At 43.0% G+C, this 18,397-nt stretch carries 16 protein-coding genes; 1 reads left to right on the forward strand and 15 read right to left on the reverse strand.

Annotation, left to right across the window (positions count from 1 at the left end; genetic code table 11):
- Window positions 1-42: 42 nt before the first annotated feature.
- The 4 genes from ACPW7N_RS22780 to ACPW7N_RS22795 form a co-directional block, all read right to left on the reverse strand.
- A complete protein-coding gene (locus ACPW7N_RS22780) occupies window positions 43-2,292 on the reverse strand; it encodes an ATP-binding protein (RefSeq protein WP_425653729.1) in 2,250 nt (749 codons plus the stop codon).
- A 401-nt stretch (window positions 2,293-2,693) separates the two neighbouring features.
- The gene (gene cls / locus ACPW7N_RS22785) at window positions 2,694-4,136 is read right to left on the reverse strand and encodes a cardiolipin synthase (RefSeq protein ID WP_425653731.1); all 1,443 of its coding nucleotides are present in this window, start codon (window positions 4,134-4,136) and stop codon (window positions 2,694-2,696) included.
- Window positions 4,137-4,189: 53 nt separating this feature from the next.
- Entirely contained in the window at window positions 4,190-4,648 is a 459-nt protein-coding gene (locus ACPW7N_RS22790; protein ID WP_425653732.1) for an oxidoreductase, read from the reverse strand.
- 305 nt (window positions 4,649-4,953) lie between these two features.
- The gene (locus ACPW7N_RS22795) at window positions 4,954-5,679 is read right to left on the reverse strand and encodes a hypothetical protein (RefSeq protein WP_425653734.1); all 726 of its coding nucleotides are present in this window, start codon (window positions 5,677-5,679) and stop codon (window positions 4,954-4,956) included.
- Between the two features lie 43 nt (window positions 5,680-5,722).
- On the opposite strand from ACPW7N_RS22795, the gene ACPW7N_RS22800 reads away from it, so the two are divergent.
- A complete protein-coding gene (locus ACPW7N_RS22800) occupies window positions 5,723-5,866 on the forward strand; it encodes a hypothetical protein (protein ID WP_425653735.1) in 144 nt (47 codons plus the stop codon).
- Between the two features lie 18 nt (window positions 5,867-5,884).
- On the opposite strand, the gene ACPW7N_RS22805 is transcribed toward ACPW7N_RS22800, so the two are convergent.
- From ACPW7N_RS22805 to kdd (ACPW7N_RS22855), 11 genes are all read right to left on the reverse strand, one after another.
- Window positions 5,885-7,087, reverse strand: a complete 1,203-nt coding sequence (locus tag ACPW7N_RS22805; protein ID WP_425653737.1) for a MalY/PatB family protein — start codon at window positions 7,085-7,087, stop codon at window positions 5,885-5,887.
- 15 nt (window positions 7,088-7,102) lie between these two features.
- Window positions 7,103-9,016: a S9 family peptidase gene (locus ACPW7N_RS22810; RefSeq protein ID WP_425653739.1), complete on the reverse strand. Its 1,914-nt coding sequence runs from the start codon at window positions 9,014-9,016 to the stop codon at window positions 7,103-7,105.
- A 51-nt stretch (window positions 9,017-9,067) separates the two neighbouring features.
- Complete coding sequence (gene kce / locus ACPW7N_RS22815) at window positions 9,068-9,886, reverse strand: 3-keto-5-aminohexanoate cleavage enzyme (protein ID WP_425653741.1); 819 nt, start codon at window positions 9,884-9,886, stop codon at window positions 9,068-9,070.
- Window positions 9,887-9,934: 48 nt separating this feature from the next.
- Window positions 9,935-11,155, reverse strand: a complete 1,221-nt coding sequence (locus tag ACPW7N_RS22820; protein ID WP_425653743.1) for an aminotransferase class I/II-fold pyridoxal phosphate-dependent enzyme — start codon at window positions 11,153-11,155, stop codon at window positions 9,935-9,937.
- A gap of 36 nt (window positions 11,156-11,191) precedes the next feature.
- Complete coding sequence (locus ACPW7N_RS22825) at window positions 11,192-12,055, reverse strand: HpcH/HpaI aldolase/citrate lyase family protein (RefSeq protein ID WP_425653744.1); 864 nt, start codon at window positions 12,053-12,055, stop codon at window positions 11,192-11,194.
- Between the two features lies 1 nt (window position 12,056).
- Entirely contained in the window at window positions 12,057-12,560 is a 504-nt protein-coding gene (locus ACPW7N_RS22830; RefSeq protein ID WP_425653746.1) for a MaoC family dehydratase, read from the reverse strand.
- Between the two features lie 15 nt (window positions 12,561-12,575).
- The gene (kdd, locus tag ACPW7N_RS22835; RefSeq protein WP_425653748.1) at window positions 12,576-13,613 is read right to left on the reverse strand and encodes an L-erythro-3,5-diaminohexanoate dehydrogenase; all 1,038 of its coding nucleotides are present in this window, start codon (window positions 13,611-13,613) and stop codon (window positions 12,576-12,578) included.
- Window positions 13,614-13,667: 54 nt separating this feature from the next.
- Window positions 13,668-15,104 carry an APC family permease gene (locus tag ACPW7N_RS22840; protein WP_425653750.1) on the reverse strand — a complete coding sequence of 479 codons (1,437 nt, stop codon included), beginning with the start codon at window positions 15,102-15,104 and terminating at the stop codon, window positions 13,668-13,670.
- Window positions 15,105-15,115: 11 nt separating this feature from the next.
- Window positions 15,116-15,517, reverse strand: a complete 402-nt coding sequence (gene kal, locus ACPW7N_RS22845) for a 3-aminobutyryl-CoA ammonia lyase (RefSeq protein WP_425653752.1) — start codon at window positions 15,515-15,517, stop codon at window positions 15,116-15,118.
- A 10-nt stretch (window positions 15,518-15,527) separates the two neighbouring features.
- Window positions 15,528-15,836, reverse strand: a complete 309-nt coding sequence (locus ACPW7N_RS22850; protein WP_425653753.1) for a hypothetical protein — start codon at window positions 15,834-15,836, stop codon at window positions 15,528-15,530.
- A gap of 282 nt (window positions 15,837-16,118) precedes the next feature.
- Window positions 16,119-18,164: an L-erythro-3,5-diaminohexanoate dehydrogenase gene (kdd, locus tag ACPW7N_RS22855; protein WP_425653754.1), complete on the reverse strand. Its 2,046-nt coding sequence runs from the start codon at window positions 18,162-18,164 to the stop codon at window positions 16,119-16,121.
- Window positions 18,165-18,397: the final 233 nt, after the last annotated feature.

Raw genomic sequence — 18,397 nt, forward strand, 5'->3', positions numbered from 1 at the left:
CTTCACTCCTGTATCCTAGCTCTTCTATCCAAATGAAAATGCTTACCTTACATATTCGTTGTACGGACCGAAGTCGTTTTGCAGACAAAGCTTGCCTATTTTTTGCAGTTCGTATTTAATGGCACGTATCACATGCTTCATTTCAATTACCCCGGAATCCTCCGCTGCGAGAAATGCCGCTGTGAGGACAACGTTTTTGATATTGCCGCCTGAAAACTGAAATTGTCTGGCAAGGAAACCGAAGTCTATCTCTCTCTTCGGTGCCTCGTTCGGAAACATGGTTCTCCAGATACGGTACCTGTTTTCCTCATCGGGAATCGGAAACGGAACATGAAACTGAAGGCGGCGGACATAGGCTTCATCTATATTTTTGTATAGGTTGGTAGCCAGAATCGTGATGCCCTCATATTCTTCCATCTTCTGCAAGAGATAAGCTATCTCGGTGTTCGCGTACCGATCATGGGCATCCTTGACTTCTGACCGTTTACCAAAAAGAACATCGGCTTCGTCAAAGAAAAGAATCGCATAGCTGGCCTGAGCCCCTTCGAATACACGATTTAAGTTTTTTTCAGTCTCACCAATATACTTATTAACCACCTGTGAAAGGTCGATCTTGTACAGGTCAAGATGCAACTCGTTGGCTATAACCTCAGCGGCCATCGTTTTACCTGTACCTGGAGGGCCGGAAAATAGCACGTTCAGGCCTTTACCGCGAGAAATCTTGCGTTGAAACCCCCAGTCTCCGAAAACAACATTGCGGTATTTGACTTGGTTGATGATTTCTCGAAGCTGATTCATTTGATCCGGGGGCAAAATCATATCATTCCAGGTATAATCCGACTTGACACGGTTCCCTAAAATTCCCAGCTTTTGACTCGATTGGGAACGACAAGCGCTGTGAAGATCAGCTTCCGTAATCCGTTCATTCTCCGGTGACCGCCAACGGGTTAAATTACGGGCTTTGATAAGCGCATTTTCGATCTGTCCTGGTGTAAAGCGAAATTTCCCGGAAAGGGCTCCAAAATCAACTTGATCGTCGAACTGATATTTCCCTCGGAAGCTATCCCATACACTTTTCCGCAACCCATCATCAGGAATGGAAAATTCCAGTTCAATAAAAAAATGTTCATATTTAATCCCCAGTGAGTTCCAGGATTGATTGCCGATAAGAAAGGTTAACCTGGAAAAGTTCTGAGTCCACTCAAGCAGCAGCTTCAATTGATTTTTGTACTTACCGTCGTTAGTCAGCAGATGGTCAACATTGGTGAAGCACAGTGCAGCCGGCAGCAGCACAGCCTCTCGACAAAGCAACAGGATGATCTGTTTGAAAGACTGCTCACTTTCAAGCATTCTCTCTACGTCTGCAATAATAATTGGGAATCCATGATCCTGACATACGGCTCTGGCCAGCGCCTCTCTTCCAGAACCATCGGGTCCATAAAAGGCAAACAGTATACTTTCTCTATTCTTCTCGGGATGATTCAAGTAGGACTGAATGAAATCACTGATTCGGCTATGATGATCATTGGCCAGCAGCAATCCTCGGTATTCCTCCTGTGGTTGAACCAAACGTGCGATAGAGTCAAGATGATGTTCCATCTGATTAAATCCTAAAAGAAAATTCACGATTCTCTCATCCAGCTTCAGAAAGCGAGAAAGGAGGGTCGAAGGACTCCCAGGCTCGTAGTCCGATGTATGTAGAAGACCATATTTTATCAATGGAGCCTGCGAATCGAAGACCAATCGTGCTGCCAGCCTTTCCTGCCTTATTGGACAGAGCAGCTTAAGTACCAGATCTACGCTTGGCTTCTTTCTGGTCACATCGTCCTGAAGATAGGAATAGACTTTTTCATAATTCCGATCCATCTCTGGAGCAAGACAAATAAGTATGCACTGCTCATCAAATCGAGTCAGCCGAAACACTTGCGAGAGATATGGCAGTGCTAAATATACGCCATCTCGAAGACTGGCAGCTCTCCTTGTCGTAATTTCAGCATCTATCTTTTCTAACGCCTGATATAACTTTTGAATTTTTTCATTTGTGAATGCCAGCGGGCTTTCCTCAGCCATCGGATTCTTAAAATCCTCCAGCATTTTACGTATCTGTTCATCCGACACGACCAGCCCCATGAATGGCCCCAAAACACTATCAGGTTGCCTTTCCAATTCCTTTGCAATCTGAATCTGTAGCAGCAAGCCAAGACGCTTCAATTCATCTTGCAGATGTTCCGAACTATTTGCATAAGCCTGCTCGCTTGGAACTAATTCTTTTTTCTCCAACAATCCAGCCATGCTTACTTTCACCTCCAATCCGTACCTTGACTCAAACGTGTGCTTACACAACACATTTTTTCTCGTTCTGACGATCTCTCCTAAATGCAGTATGAAAATTTGTTGCGTTACGTTCTATACCACCATTTGGTATTTTGATCCAGGACATTCCTAATTATTCCAGTTATTGATCAAAATCCACATAAAAAAAACAGGTTAACATCACCTGTCAATTGCTGCCTAGCTCGTATTATTAAGTCGATGGTCATGCTTCAGACAGATTCATTATCAGGAACCAGTGTTAGTAGGAGTTCCTGATAATATTAAGACCCGTCCGTCGCTGGGGCTGCTCTATTATTTTATTTCTCTCCTATCTTATCCTTCAATGTAATCGAATGACTACTGCTCTTAAACAAGAAACTTTACAGTATAGGGGACAATAACCTTGCCACTGCTTCCTTGAACCTTGCCAATTTTGTCCGTGTTTCATAGCGTTCGATGGTTAATTCCGAACATGCTTCACTATCATGTAAAAACAAATTATGTAGCTGTTTTACGATGGCTTCATCATAAATGAGAGCATTCACTTCAAAATTTAATCGAAAACTTCGTGTATCGATATTGGTCGTCCCTACGGAAGCCACTTCTTGATCGACTACAATAGTCTTCGCATGTAAAAAGCCTTTTTCATAAAGCAAGATTTTGGCGCCAAACGGCAGTAATTCACCGACATGTGCTAAGGTTGCTGGATATACGAATGGATGGTCCGGCTTGTTCGGAATCATGATACGAACATCAATGCCCGATAACAATGCAATCTTACATGCATCCATAAAACTGGAATCAGGAATAAAATAAGGAGTTTGAATGTATATGCTTTTTTTAGCATTAACGATTAATTTCAAATACATGTTTTTCAGATGTTCTGTTCGTGAATTCGGGCCGCTGGAAATGATTTGAACAGCACTTTTTCCCGTGTGTTTTTCTGTGCGGAATGAAAACTCGTCCGGGTTCACATTTGTTCGATTTGAAGCTTTATTCCAATCCAAGATAAACCGACCTTGAATATGATCAACTGCTCCTCCCGTAATTCGAAGATGCGTATCACGCCAATAACCCATTTTTTCATCCAATCCTAAATACTCTTGTCCGACGTTAAAACCTCCGATATATGCGCACGTACCGTCAATAATGCAGAGTTTTCTGTGGTTTCTATTATTGATACGGAAATTAACCAATTTAAACAATGAAGGAAAAAAGGCTTCTACCTCTCCCCCATGAGAAATTAGTTCTTTAAAAAATGAACGAGTAATTCGTCTCGAGCCGATCTCGTCGTAAAGTACCCTGACCTTTACGCCTTCCTTCGCTTTGCTTGTTAGCTCATCTCTTAACTGCTTTCCCAATGCATCCCGTTGAAAAATGTAATATTGAAGATTGATTTCTTTTTTCGCATTTTGAATATCTTGAAACAACGCGGCGAATTTTTCTGTTCCATCGTGAAAAATGATTATCTCATTGTCAGTACTAACAATGGCATTCGATGAAATTAAATTCATTCGTATTAAATCCGAGTGCTTATTTAAGTGTGTCCCAAGCTCATGAATATCCATAATCTGTTCATCTACTGCCGATTGAAGGTAAGCTTGTTCCTCGGTAGTAAGTTTAAAAAAGTTTTTTTGTTTTATTTGTCGACCTAAAAAAATGTAAATGAAAAAACCTAGCAACGGAATAAAAAATAGAACCATTAACCACGCCCATGTCGTGCCAACATCCCTTCGTTCGATAAACACTACGATTCCTGCCAACAAAATATTACTCACCGTGATGATCGAAACGATGAGCGGGACTATGTTGCCGATTTCCAAGACTACCACTCCTTTCGTGACCGCTACTTCGGACAACACGGCATTTCAATAAATTACATGTTTAGGGTGGACCTGATAACTGGCTCATATTCTGTCCATAAAAAACGGTATGTTTTCGAATTTTTCAATACATAAGAACTTTCAATATCTCCATTTTCAAATCTAAAATCTCTCCAAACAACAACCTCTCCATCACGATCGATTAAACAAGTTATCGCACCGCAATAGATATCCCCACAAAGGGGACAAATATAAATCTGTTGTCGATTATTCTCCAATTCAGAAGGTGATTCTAATAGTAACCTTTCTACTGAGTGCTTTTTAAAATCATCGACAAAACATCCTAGCGTTGAAATGAGATCATATTTTTTAAACTCTTCAAATAAAGATTTTTCGTCAATTATTATATCTGCAAAATTGGTCTTGTGCTCTACCTTCACTATTTCACCTTCAACAAATTTATCCATATATCCAACTCTATAAGATGGTTTAATTTTAATACTGTTGAACATAATTTATTTTACCCTCCTTAACAATTGATCCTCATCACCTAAGTAGCTTTATAATCAACTGTAATTAATTGTTACCTTTTTATTCAATATTTTGATTAACCATTTGATAAACCATAATTTCTGATTCTGATTATGTATTTTTCAATCACCTTATAACATAATCCTGCCTGTTACTTTAATAAAGGAGTGCAGAGAAAAACTACACCTACCATTATTAGAAGTGTCTAAAAATGGGGTGCAGTTCACCTGGTGGCTACTTTTGTTGTCTATTTCAATTTGATTATTGTTCTGTTCATGTTTGGCGGTTACATAGTTTGCCCGGAGTTCTCATTCGACTTCCCTAGTTTGGCTCTAAGCTTCAGTGCCGTTGGAATCATCAAAAAGACGGAAAGAAGAATGGAAAAGTAAATGTCCGTTTTAGAAAGGAATTCGCTGTCGATCATGACCCCGATGACCATTGTTAATACGGGAACAAATGCAATCGCAATTGCATTTTTTTCCGGTCCGCTGGCAATGATGCCTCTCTGGAAAAAGTACACGGGTAAGACGTTGCTTACCAATGACAAGAACAGCATATATAATATGCTTTTGATGGACAGCCATTGCACAATATCGGGTCTAATAAAAAACAGTAAGCAGATCAGCATCAGATTAAACCTGACAGCCAGTATTTGCAATGTAGTAAGGCCAGTCTGGATCGAAAAAATATGCGAGCATTTGGCATAAATAAATCCGCATATCCCTCCAATCAAACCGTAACCAACACCAATCAGGATGTTCACCGCATTGTGGCCGTTTTCCAAACAAAGAATCCCGATATATGCGACAACTAATACGATGAGTAAAACTCCCACAATTCGTTGTTCTTTACTTTTATCTAACAGGGATCCAAAGATTCCACTACATACAAAAAACAGTGAATTGTATGCTGAGCCACCGATCAAATTTGTACAAAAATAACATAAAACGAACACGATAAGTGTCAGCACCATCAAGGCACTTGTCATTTTCCAATTTGCCAGAGATTTCACGTATGTCTCTTTTAGTGTTTTCAAACACAAGAGGTTAAAGATAATGACAGTAAAGAAAGTACTCGTAAATAAGGTGAACACGATTGGGTATCTCAATACAGAATCTTCAATAAAAATGGCGGTCATTGAAATTAACACGACAAATATGGCGCTTGCGTATCTATCCACGATTCACCCAACTTTGTGATATGGTAGCTTTCTTTTTCTACTTGAGGGCCTCTTCCAACCGTTTCAATGCGTCTAGCAATACTTCTCGATGGTAGGCAAAGTTCAATCGCATGAAGCCAGCTCCTCCGCTACCAAACGATGCCCCGCCCTTTGTACCGATTTTCGCCTTGTTTACAAATAGTTCGTGCAGCACACGCTGATCTTCACTAATTTCACGACAATCCAACCAAGCCATATAGGTTGCTTGCGGATAGATCAGCTTGATTTGTGGAATGCGATCACGAATAAATTGATCCATGACCTCCAAGTTCTGTTGCAGATAACCAACGACACGATCCAGCCACTCATCTCCTGCTTTGTATGCTTCAATCAGAGCCACTAGTCCAAAACTGTTTACCTCATCGATTCCGATTGCAGCTAGTTGTTTCCGATAACGTGCCCTCAGTTCGGGGTTCGATATGACTGTGTAAGATGTTGATAATCCGGCGATGTTAAACGCCTTGCTTGGAGAATTGCAGGTAACAGTTAAATCAGCAATCTTTGTATGAAGTGATGCTAGTTGGGTATGTTTATTTCCGGGAAGCACCAAATCGGCGAATATCTCATCCGTTACGACAAGCAATTGATGCTTAACGGCAATAGCTGCCAACTTTTCGAGTTCATCCTGTCGCCAGCAGCGTCCCGTAGGATTGTGCGGTGAGCAAAAAAGCAGCATCTTCGTCTTTGGGCCGATTTTTTGTTCAAGGTCCTCAAAATCGATTTCATACTGTCCGTTTTCAAATTTTAACGGGTTTTCGACTAGAACGCGATTGTTATCGGCAACGGTTGAATAAAAAGGTGGATATACAGGAGGCTGAACGATAATTTCATCTCCTGGTTCGGTAAGCGCCAACAAAGTAACCGCTTGCCCCGCTACGACACCCGGACTTGATGTAATCCATTCCGGTTTGATGTCCCAATCATGCCTTCGCTTTTGCCAGTCAACAATTGCTTGAAAAAATCGCTCTCCTTGATGAACATAACCAAAAACCCCATGTTCGGTTCGCTGACGAAGCACTTCCTGGACTCCCCGTGGAACATAAAAATCCATATCCGCAATGGACATCGGTACAACGTCATCTCTTCCAAAGTATGCGATCAAATTATCCCATTTCTTGCTGTCCGTGTTTTTTCGATTGACGTTATGAGCAAAATCCTCATAACCTGCTGTCAGATTGGATTGCGAGTCTTTGTTTATCATACGCTTCCCCCAATTTTACTTGTTTTCCAGAGGCAAATGATCGGTGATCCAATCAAATACTTCTTTTGTGGCGTGGATATTATATTGTGGATTCATGAGTACCATGCCAGCTTTCGGATACTCAGTCAGTTTTACCGTTTTACCCGCAAGGCGAAGTCCGTAGTACAACTCACGCCCTTGAGAAACAGGGATACTTGGATTTTTGGAACCATGCTGAATGAGAACAGCAGCTTTTGTATTACTGATGGAACGAATCGGTGAGGCTTTTGTGTACTTATCAAACATGTCTCCCGATTGCCAAAAGCCTCCACGCATAAACGCTTGGAATTCAAAACAGTTGCTTGTTTCGAACATAGAAACAAAGTCGGTGACTGCATTTCCAATCGCCGCCACTTTAAATTGATTTTCTGGCCAAGTAGCCAAACGAGCAGCGAGATACCCTCCAAGGCTCCACCCCATGATTCCAAGCTTCTCTTCATCAGCCAGCCCTTGTGAGATGAGAGTATCGATTCCATCCAGTACATTCCGGCAGTACCCATCTACCGTAAGGCTGCTTTGTTCTGACTGGTATTCATAGAAATGATAGTTTGAAGTTCGGCAATTGGCACACAGAATCATATATCCTTGTTCTGCAAGCATGGCTAGCGGGTAAGGAAACCGATCTCGTCCGGCTAACGTATCAGGACTACCCAAATAGGCTCTGGGAAAACTGTTGCTTCTCCCAGTTGTTAGCGTAAGGAGCGGATATTTTTTTCCTGCTTGATAATCTTTCGGATAAATCAAAACACCCTCAATTGCTTGATCATCAAAAGATTTCCAACGAATTACTTCCACATGCGGAAGTTTTCTCTCGTTTTCTGTGCGGTTCATTCCGCTAATTTGGCTTGGTTCGTCTCTATTGAATAGTGAATCGATATCAGAAACAAAAACCTCTGGTGCCACATGGAAATCTTGCTGCACAAAAGCTACTTGGCCGCTGTCGTTTATGGAAAACGCAGTCACGCACTTCTCGATAGATATGTAGTTCTTATGATTTTCCAATGTGTACAAGAGCACACTTGAACCATTTGCTTCTCTAAACAGAATGTCCTTGCCTTCCTTGAATACCTTTGCTTCCATTCCATTTCCCCGGCGGTTAACGGGTACCAGCAGCTTTTGTACTTTGCCTTCCATTGGACATAGGGTGAAATAATGACGTGGATAGGAAGCGTTGTGTGGATCAATATCAAGGCCAGCAAAAACAATACGCTGGTCTGCAAGACAACCAACAAAATTCGATACGGAGATTTTCCCCTCAGTAACGATCGGCGTATTTTTCTTCGTTTTTCGATCAACGATATTTATTCTGTTACCAGCATCATAAATGTCGTTCTCCCGGTGTGCATAAAACAATTGCTCCCCTTCCCGACTTCGACAAATATCAATGATCGATCCATCTTTTTCACTCGCAACGGTTTCCACAACCCCACCAGCGATCTCAATTGTCAAAATGTTTGTCGGACCACCAAATTGTCCAACTTCAAACGGAGCATCTGGGTCCGTTTGATTATGGGTCGTCACAACCCAAAGATAACGATCGTTCGCACCCCAGCAGTATAAAGAGATGTCACCATCGACATGAAGTTTAGCTATCTTTTGAATGTTGGAAGAATCGTATACATGGATCATTCCCTCAACTATTGCTGAAAAGAACTTTCCATCGGGTGACCATTGGGGAGCATACGCATTTTGTTTTTCTGATGTTACGGCTTTGGTATTGCCTCCGTCTTCATGAGCCAAGTACAAAGTCTCTTTATAATGGCTAAAATCTTCAGAAGGTTGGGAAGCAGTAAATAACACGGCACGACCATCGGGAGAGATAGATGTAGTATTAATGCTTGCTACTGATACCAGTCTTTGAAATTCTGTATCCATTCCAACCATGAACATTAGTACCTCCTTACCATTGAGGGGGATCATCTTATCTGATCGCTTGACGCGCTACGATGCTCGAATTCCTAAGATTTTTCTCGCTTCATCTGGTGTAGCAATTTCACGGCCCAGCTCTTTTGCGATTCGCACAATTCGTTCAGCTAGTTGGGCATTTGATTTTGCCAATTCACCTCTGCGATAGTAAATGTTATCTTCAAATCCGATTCGCACATGACCTCCCATGGCCATGGCATGCATGGCTAGCGGAAGCTCCGCACGTCCAATCCCAGCTACCGTCCAAATACTTCCCTCCGGAATTTGATTCTTCATAAATATGAGATCATCCACATTGCCTGGTGCGGCGCCTGGAACTCCGAGCACAAAATCAAAATAGAGTGGCTCCTTTAACAGGCCAGCCTTCACCAATCGGAGAGCGTTCTCAATCATTCCTCGTTCGAAAATTTCGATTTCTGGCTTTACATTTCGGGCAAGCATCTCCGTAGCGAATCCAGTGAGATAATCAGGCGGATTCATGAAAACACCATCGCCAAAGTTACAGGTACCTGCATCGAATGTTGCCAACTCCGGATTCAATAACAACGGCTGCATTCTCTCTTCAAATGTGTGCCAAATGGAACCTCCTGTGGACGGCTGGAAAATCACGTTGCACTTTTCTTCAATTCGTTCTTTAATTTCTTTATATACCTCGAAGTCCTGTGTGGGATTGCCATCTTTATCACGAGCGTGAACATGAACGATTGAAACACCAGCTTGGTAGCATTCATAAGCAGCTTCAGCGATCTCCTCCGGTGTCAGCGGAAGATTGGGTTGTTGGGCACGTGTCACTTCTCCACCCGTCAGAGCTGCTGTAATGATTAACTTTTCCATTGATATACGCCTCCATAGTATTGAAGAATACGGTGACCTCTATTGGGATTACCGAACCTCTTTTAAAATGCTAATGAACTCATTGATTTCCTCGTCATACATATTGGTCCGAATCATGATCCTCAACCCGCTATCCGACTTTTTCACTGTCGGGAAGGTAATGGTCGATGTATAATAGCCCTTCTCCAGAAGTGTCTGACCCGCATGGAACAATTTTTCTTGATCTTCGATATTGACCACCCGAACACCAGACCATGGATCCATCCCGGTTATGCCAAGCTCACGATCAAAATGCTCTACTTTTCTGCGCAATTCCTTTTGCAATTTGTCAACAGTACCATCCTTGTGGAGTCTGAGGGACGCTCTTGCCGATCCCCACATCGCTGCTCCGAGTGGTGCACTCCACAGCATAGGTCCACCGTACCGTTGAATAAGCGAACGGAACTTTTTGTTTTTAAAAAGAACGAGACCGCCTCCATTAGCACCAAAGCCTTTGGAAAGGGAGGTGATGATCATGGTGTTATCATTCAGTTCACCCATCATTTCCATGGTGAGACCTTTTCCCTGCTTGCCCGAAATCGACAATCCATGTGCCTCGTCGATGTAGATAAACATGCCATACTGATCCTGAAGCCTCAGAATATCCTCCATCGGTGCTGCCCCACCCGTACTGTAAATACTTTCACAAATGTAGGCTACTTTCCGATGCTTCTTGCAAAGATCCTCCAGTGCATCCATATCGTTGTGGGCAATCGTAACTACTTCCGATTCGTCATCACAATTCGCTTTCATATAGTTCATGCAAAAGTGTGCGTGCTTATCAAATACCATGAGGGGGCGCTCACCGTTGGTAAAGATACCTGCCGCCAGCATCGGCAATGTCCCGAGGGCAGCCATTGCGCAATTCGTTGTTAACCAGGCTCCGCATCCGAAAAATTCTGAAAACTCATCCGCTACCTCATCTTGCAATGAAAGGCGAATTCGGAAGCCTGCATTAACCAGCTGCATGACACCTCCAGCATCATTAATTCCATCAAACAATCCTTGGCGAACATCTGGATGATCATTTAACCCCAAATAGCAACAGCTGGACATATTCATGATGATTTTGCCGTTTGCAAGCTTTAACCGATCTCTGCCAACAAATGTACCGGTTACATTGATTAAGCCTGCTTCAGCCATCTTGTCATAAACGGGTTCACACATCGTAATCATTTTTTCGATATTCGAAAATTTGTTTTTCGTTCTCATTTCACTGTTCTGAATCATGCAATTATCCACCTCTGTGAGAAGTATTTGTACGACTTATATCAATGAGCTTTCGGTAGGCTTTTCACTAGCTGTGGCAAGAATCTTTTGTGCCAGCTTGATAAAGGGAGGACCAACCATCGTGTTGTTTGTCTTGATAATCCGTCCACTCCCCTGTTTGGTCGCATCAAGAATCTCATTAGCCCATTTCAATCGATGATCAGGTTGGGTGAAACATTCATTAATGATCGGCAATTGTTGAGGATGAATCGCCTGTTTTCCAGTGAAGCCCTGTTGGAAAGCTGTCTTGCTTTCATTCTCCAAGTAAGGCAAGTCATTCATTTTAAAGCAAGGGGTATCATAGGCAGGTAATCCGTACATCGCTGCTGCATTGACGATTTTGCTTGTCGCGTAATCAATTAATCTTGTGTTTTTGGCGATATCAATACCGATGATTGAACAATAGTCAGCTCCACCGTAGAACAATCCGTCACATTCTGAGGCGATTTGGCTGACGTTTTCGATGCCTTTGGGAGTTTCGATTAACGCGAAAATGCTGGAAAACAGATTATGTTCATTTAAGATTTTTCTGACCATCACAATTTCCTGTGGATCTTCCACCATAGGCATCAGGATCATATCAAAATGGAGAACGTGCTCGCACAAAAACAAAACATCTCGTAATCCATCCGTTGTTTGAATCGAGTTCATTCGCAGGGCAATCTGGGGCAATTGGTTTCGTAAAAAGTAGAAGTGTTCTCGAATTTTGTTCCTGGCGGCTGGTCGCTCGTGTACTGGAATCGCATCCTCCAAATCGAGCAGAATCATGTCAGTCGGTAATGCAGCTAGTTTTTCGGGAGTCCGCTCGTTAATGTTGAGACATGAAAAGTACAAAATACTGCGTACCATTTCCCACCTCATTTCAGGTTTCCCCCTTCTCACAAGGCACCATAAAAGTACGAGTTCCTTCGAAGATGATTTGCTTGTTTTGGTTGTAACCAGTCATCTTTATCGTGATGATGCCGCGGTCGGAATGCTTGCTTGATTTGCGTTTCAGGGTGACCTCACTTCGCGCGTATAGAGTATCGCCAACAAATACGGGTGCTGGCAGTTTTACTTGATCCCATCCCAGGTTAGCAATCGCTTTTGCGCTCAGGATGTTTACCGTCATTCCCGTGATGATACTTAGGGTCAGGCAGCTGTTTACCAGCACCTTGCCAAAATGCGTTGACTTTGCATGATGATCGTCAAAGTGAACGGGATGTCGATTCATAGTGAGCAGCGTAAACCACGTGTTATCCGCTTCACTAATCGTTCGGCCTGGCCAATGCTCAACTACATCTCCTATTACAAATTCCTCGTAGTACATGCCAACCTTTTCATGAATGACACGGTTTCCAGCTACGTCTTTGTTGATGGTCTCCATAAACAACACCTTTCGTTATTGATAGACTTCCTGGAAATATTGATAGAGACCTTGATTCTCTCGAAGGATCTGAAACGTGATATCCGCATGACCCTCTGTATAACCGGTACCGACAAGCAGATTAACGATTTTGCCCACTCCTTCACAACCTAACGCCACCTTCGCAAAGTCCGTCGACATACTGAAAAAAAGGACGGTTCCATAATCTCGGCATGCCAGAATGGAAGCCATTTCGGTATTGGGAACATTCACTGTATTGACGACAAAGTTGGCAAGCTTCCCTCCAGTGGACTCGATCATCTTCTCCATGACCAGTAGAGGTTGGGTGGCATCTGCCTGTATAACGATATCTGCCAGCTCTAGCCGCTTAATCAGCTCACATCGCTTCGCTAAAGGCTCGATGGCAATTACCTTACCAGTCACTCCTGCCCGCTTTTTCGCCTCATGCAAACACAGAAGCCCAGCCTTTCCCGTCCCTATAACAGTGACAATATCCCCTGCCTTGACATACTTGGACGTCCAAGCGGGAGCCCCAGCAACATCCATCATGGCTACGCTTAACTTCTCTGGAAGATCAGCAGGAATGCGGGCATAGAGTCCTGACTCAAAAAGAATGGCTTTTCCCTTTACAAATACCTGATCTGTCTCAAGGTTCAGATCAATGATTTCATCGATATGCAACGGGGTTAGCGAAAGGGATACCATCGTTGCAATTTTTTCGCCCACTTGCAGATCGATCTTGTTTTCTAGGTCTGGACCAATTTTCTCAACTGTTCCGATCAGCATGCCGCCTGATCCAGTCTCGGGACATTGAAATTTTCCCCGTTCGCTTATGATTTTCTGAACTTCGCGAGCGATTTGCTCTGGATCTTTGCCCGCCAGCCTTTCGATGCGTTTAAATGCTGTTGAAGTGATATTAAGAATGTTGACATTGATCAGGATCTCGTTGGAATAGATCTCGGGAGTATTGTCCAAGCGTAAGGCGGGTTGAGGAAGAATTCCTTTTGGCTCTATCACTCGATGAGTACCAAACCTGCATCCTTTTTTCATCATTTACCCTCCTCCAACGCCTCCCCATACAGAGAGGCGTCGAATGCTCCAATCTATTTAACCAGAAATGCGCTCTTCTTCTTTGATAGAGTTGCGATACCCTGTTGACCCAAAATAGAACAGCAAACCAAGTACGCTCCAACCAGTCAGGATATAAATCCCTAGTGAACCCATGTAGCTAGGCAAGCCAGGTATCAAAGTACTCAAAATGAGAGCACCCGAAATGATCGTTCCTACCCATGCAGTCGCCACACCCCCCGGCATCTTGAAAGGTCGGTGCATATCTGGAGCAGATTTACGCAGCTTGATGGCACAAAGTCCTACCGCAAACCAACCAACGACGAATGAGGTACCGCCTACGATGGTGAGTGGGTCAATAATTCCCATTCCAACGAACGGCCCAATCAGCGTAGCGATGGCACAGAATGTATTGGCACCACTGGGTGTACCGTATTTCGGGTGGATACGGGAAAAGTACTGAGGGATCAAATTCTTTCTGCTCATCCCCAGTAATAGCCGGGCGGACGCAATGTACAGCCCGTTCCAAGTCGTGAATAGCCCTGCCAATGCGCCAAGCATGGTAAGCCAGTATAACGAAGTGCCGAGAAGTCCATCACCATAAAGGGTTGTAAACATTAAGGAAATGGCCGGGCGCTTCATTTCAGCGAAGTCCTGCCATGGCATAGCCAGACCAGTTGATAGGATGATCAAGCAATAAAATCCACCGGCGGCAACAATCGATCCGACCAGTACCTTACCCAAATTGCCAAAGTTGATTCTAGAGCTGCCTTCCTCCGCACCCTGAGGGATGGTATCAAACCCGGCGAGGAAGAATGGTGCCATAGCAAACATCGCCATCAATCCGCCGATAAAGCTGGTATGCGAGCCTTTTCCGATGTTCTCATAGATTGGCAGTAAGTTTGCTGTATCTGCTTTGAGGAACGCAAACACAATGACCAATGCACCAATGGCTACCAAAACACCTGTCAGATAGGTTTGAACCTTAATAGCGGTTCTCGAACCGATATGGTTCATCCAAATAACAAGGATGGAAAGGATAACCCCGATAACCAGTCCTTTGCCGTAAATGCCCACTTCGTTTATAGAATATAGAGGGTCGCCTGCCTTGAGTGAAGGGAAAATGAGCGCGAGGACATCGTTAATGTAAATTGCTTCCCAAGGTAGTACCGTGATGTACGCCAATGCTATAAACCACCCGGTAATAAAGGAAGGAAACATACCAAAAGCTTTGTGTGCAAAAGCAACTGCTCCTCCAGCAACTGGAATCGCCGGTGTAAGCTCTGCGTAACAAAAACCAATGGGTATCATTAATAGTGTTCCGATAAAAAATGCGAGGAATGTTGCAGTCGGTCCACCACCACTTGCAAACCACCCATTCACTGCGACGGCCCACCCTACACCAACCATCGAGCCAAACCCCAGCATGAAAAAGTCTACGAGATTCATAGAACCTGATTTTGCCCGATTATCCATGAATTAACCCCCTATTCACTGTTGTTTCTTTGTTTATCAAGAGGGGTGACACAGGTCCCCTCGGCTACACACACGATAATCGGTTCCGACAATAAATCACAGGCAGAATCGTTGACATCTGGCCTTGGTGCAATCACTTTCCGGGCTTCAAAGCGCATCTTTCTAGAGGTCTTCCCTATCTCGATGATTTCTCCGTACGCTTCTACGTAATCACCGGCATAAACCGGGGCCTTAAACTCGATCATGTTATACGCTTTAAATAACCCTTCATCACCATCCAGCTTAATCAGCAGTTCTGTTGCGACGTCACCAAAGAGCTGAAGAATTCTGGCTCCATCGACCAGATTGCCTCCATAGTGAGCATCGTGTGATGACATTCGTAAACGTATGAGTGAATGAATCTTAGAAATCATTTTTTCTCACCTACTTGTTAGCGTTTTCAATTTTCATCTGACGAAAGAAAGAAACAATAAAATAAGAAGTAGCTGCAAAGTAAGGAATGGAGAGGAAATTGGCAAGCTTTGCATCGACCATTTGATTTTTCAATAGATAAAGCGATACCATTGCCGTAACAGAAGATATAATAAGGGCAATAAACTTTGGTACTCGCAGGCTGAGGTAGCCATGTGCTTTACTCCCTAAGCGCTTCTTTGCGATGAAATCAAAAATCGACAAGAAGCCAACCGTTGTAGACCATAACAGGAAATGCAAAACCATAAGCTCTCCGTTCAAGTGAATCACCTCTTTACAATGGTCCTTTCCTACCTCCTGATAACTAAAATCAAAACTGTCCCATCCACCCTTTCGTAGTTCTCTAAAAATTCGGTACAATTATTCACATTTGCATTTCTTGTGCCAATCAAACCACTCGTTTAATTTGTTATATTCTGTGATCTCTTTTTGAAAATTGCGTCATTTTCGGTTCAAGCTGCTTCACTTTTGACTCAAATTGCTTCATTTTTGATTCACTAGATGATAAAAAACAGCCTGGTGTCTACCAAGCCGTTTCATCCATCAAATATTATATTTTTTTAATCTTCTGATTAAGGTAGATTGGCTCATGTTTAAGAACTTTGCCATTTCTCGTGTAGATTTAAATTTACTCTTTGCTTCTTTGAGGATATTGATTTCGGTCTCCTCCAAAGAGTTTTTCATCACATTCTGCTTGATGATGTTCGGTTGAGGTGACGACGACTTCACATAACTGATATTATCCATGATGTCTGCCTCAGAGATTGTGTCTGTCGCACTGTTTATTAAAATCCGTTGAATCGTGTTTTCCATCTCCCTTATGTTCCCTGGCCAGCTATAATCGACCAGGCAAGAAAGAGCAGCGGGCATGAAGCTTTTCGTCATCTGAAACTTATGGTTGTATTTGTTCAGAAAGAAACTGGCTAACGGAATGATATCTGCTTTTCTTTGCCGTAACGGGGGGATGTATACAGGAAAGACATTTAACCGATAAAACAAGTCCTCGCGAAAATTCCCTTCCTCTACCATTCTCCTTAAATTTTTGTTGGTGGCAGCCATTATGCGTACATCTACCTTGATTGGCTTGATTCCACCGACCCGATAGATCTCCTTTTCCTGTATTGCACGAAGCAGTTTCACCTGAAGGTCGATGGGCATCTCTCCTATTTCATCAAGGAAAAGCGTACCACCGTGTGCCGCTTCGAAAATCCCCATTTTCCCCTGATTTCTTGCCCCTGTAAAGGAACCACCCTCATAACCAAAAAATTCGGTTTCCAGTAAGTGCGGGGGAATCGAGCCACAATTGATTTTAATCAAAGACGAGTTGCTTCGGCTGCTTGCTTTATGGGAGGCTTGTGCGAGAATCTCTTTACCCACACCCGATTCACCGGTTAGCAGGATCGTACAGTCGTACATGGCAACCCGTAGGACATTATTCAGGACTTGTTTAATCTCTTCGCTTTCGAACACGAAGTTCTCGATGCCAAAGCTCTTTAATACCTTGGAATTCAGATCAATTGGTGACCCAACCATTGCTTGTGCTTTCATCCGGGTGTTTCGATCAAATCGTGCACGCAGCATTTGGCGCAACTTCGCATGTTCTCTTAACAGTTGGATCGCAAATTCAGCATGACCTTCACTGTAACCTTTGTACGCATAAATGGTTACATCTCTACCAATTCCTTCTGCAGTTAAAGATGAGATATTGTAATTGCTCGCCAAGCTGGCAAAAAAAACGATACCTCCGGGGCGTGTCGTCAATACACTTACCGTCTCCGTATTCGTTATATTGATACAATCGATCGTTATGTCGGCGAGCTCGTCTGCCTTAAAAATATCGTGAAGTGCATTCATGGATTTCAACGCATCTGTTTGAATGACTTCGTCAAAAACACCACTCTCCTGTAAGTGTTTGCGAGAATCTTTCGTTTTGATTACTCCGATGATTTTTCCGGTCGTACCCAACTTTTTGCGTGCGGCAAAAGCACATAGCAATCCAAGTTTGCCACCAGCCCCCATAATCAGAACGGTGTCATTTTCCTGCACCAGCCTCCACGCTTGCATCAGTGCCCCGGCTTCGTCTAGTACCGCCATTACTTCGGTAAGAGGGAGATCACTTGGCAAAGCAATGACAGGAGCACTTTGAAAGAGAATAGCTTCTGCTTGCACTTCGATTTGTGCTGTATTCATATGGATATTATTAATTTTGTGGATTTTTAAAGGAGTAAGCGAAAGAGAGGTTAAGGAAGCGATTTTGTCTCCAATCGACAAACGGTGAGGATTTTGATACGATCTGCCGATTTCTTTTATTTTCCCGATCAGCATTCCGCCCGTTCCGGTTATTGGATTATGCAGTTTGCCTCGGTTATCGACAATCTTCATGATCTTGTCCGCCATTTTTCCTTTGTCCCCTGAGCACTCATTGTAAATCTGTGCGAAGCTTACCGAGTTTACGTTGAGGGTTTCAACATCAATCAGGAGTTCGTTATCATGCAAATTCATCGTATTGTCCAATTTCCATGCTGGTTGAGGCAATGAATGAGGGGGATCAATGACTCGGTGAGTTCCAAACATACAATTTTGAACCATTCGAATGCAGCCTCCTATCTCGCTGGAAATTCAGTTACCCAGGTGCAACAGTACCTACATTAGGTTGGGTGCAAAGAGACAAATTAGAATATATGTATGATTTTAACAATTATTCTTTCATTTCGATTTTACTAGTATAAAAACCTTTATTTAGGTGTAAAAGCGAACAACAAAAACTGAAAGTTCTAAAATAAAAAATGACCGACATAGTGGTCATTTTTTTGTGAAATTAT

The sequence above is a fragment of the Brevibacillus nigriterrae genome, from assembly GCF_049846925.1.
Lineage (GTDB): Bacteria > Bacillota > Bacilli > Brevibacillales > Brevibacillaceae > Brevibacillus_H.

Coding starts and splice junctions, on each gene's coding strand:
- ACPW7N_RS22780 (WP_425653729.1), bottom strand. CDS start 2,292: ATGGCTGGATTGTTGGAGAAAAAAGAATTAGTTCCAAGCGAGCAGGCT.
- ACPW7N_RS22790 (WP_425653732.1), bottom strand. CDS start 4,648: ATGTTCAACAGTATTAAAATTAAACCATCTTATAGAGTTGGATATATG.
- ACPW7N_RS22800 (WP_425653735.1), top strand. CDS start 5,723: ATGACAGTAAAGAAAGTACTCGTAAATAAGGTGAACACGATTGGGTAT.
- ACPW7N_RS22805 (WP_425653737.1), bottom strand. CDS start 7,087: ATGATAAACAAAGACTCGCAATCCAATCTGACAGCAGGTTATGAGGAT.
- ACPW7N_RS22810 (WP_425653739.1), bottom strand. CDS start 9,016: ATGTTCATGGTTGGAATGGATACAGAATTTCAAAGACTGGTATCAGTA.
- kce (WP_425653741.1), bottom strand. CDS start 9,886: ATGGAAAAGTTAATCATTACAGCAGCTCTGACGGGTGGAGAAGTGACA.
- ACPW7N_RS22820 (WP_425653743.1), bottom strand. CDS start 11,155: ATGATTCAGAACAGTGAAATGAGAACGAAAAACAAATTTTCGAATATC.
- ACPW7N_RS22825 (WP_425653744.1), bottom strand. CDS start 12,055: ATGAGGTGGGAAATGGTACGCAGTATTTTGTACTTTTCATGTCTCAAC.
- ACPW7N_RS22830 (WP_425653746.1), bottom strand. CDS start 12,560: ATGGAGACCATCAACAAAGACGTAGCTGGAAACCGTGTCATTCATGAA.
- kdd (WP_425653748.1), bottom strand. CDS start 13,613: ATGATGAAAAAAGGATGCAGGTTTGGTACTCATCGAGTGATAGAGCCA.
- ACPW7N_RS22840 (WP_425653750.1), bottom strand. CDS start 15,104: ATGGATAATCGGGCAAAATCAGGTTCTATGAATCTCGTAGACTTTTTC.
- kal (WP_425653752.1), bottom strand. CDS start 15,517: ATGATTTCTAAGATTCATTCACTCATACGTTTACGAATGTCATCACAC.
- kdd (WP_425653754.1), bottom strand. CDS start 18,164: ATGGTTCAAAATTGTATGTTTGGAACTCACCGAGTCATTGATCCCCCT.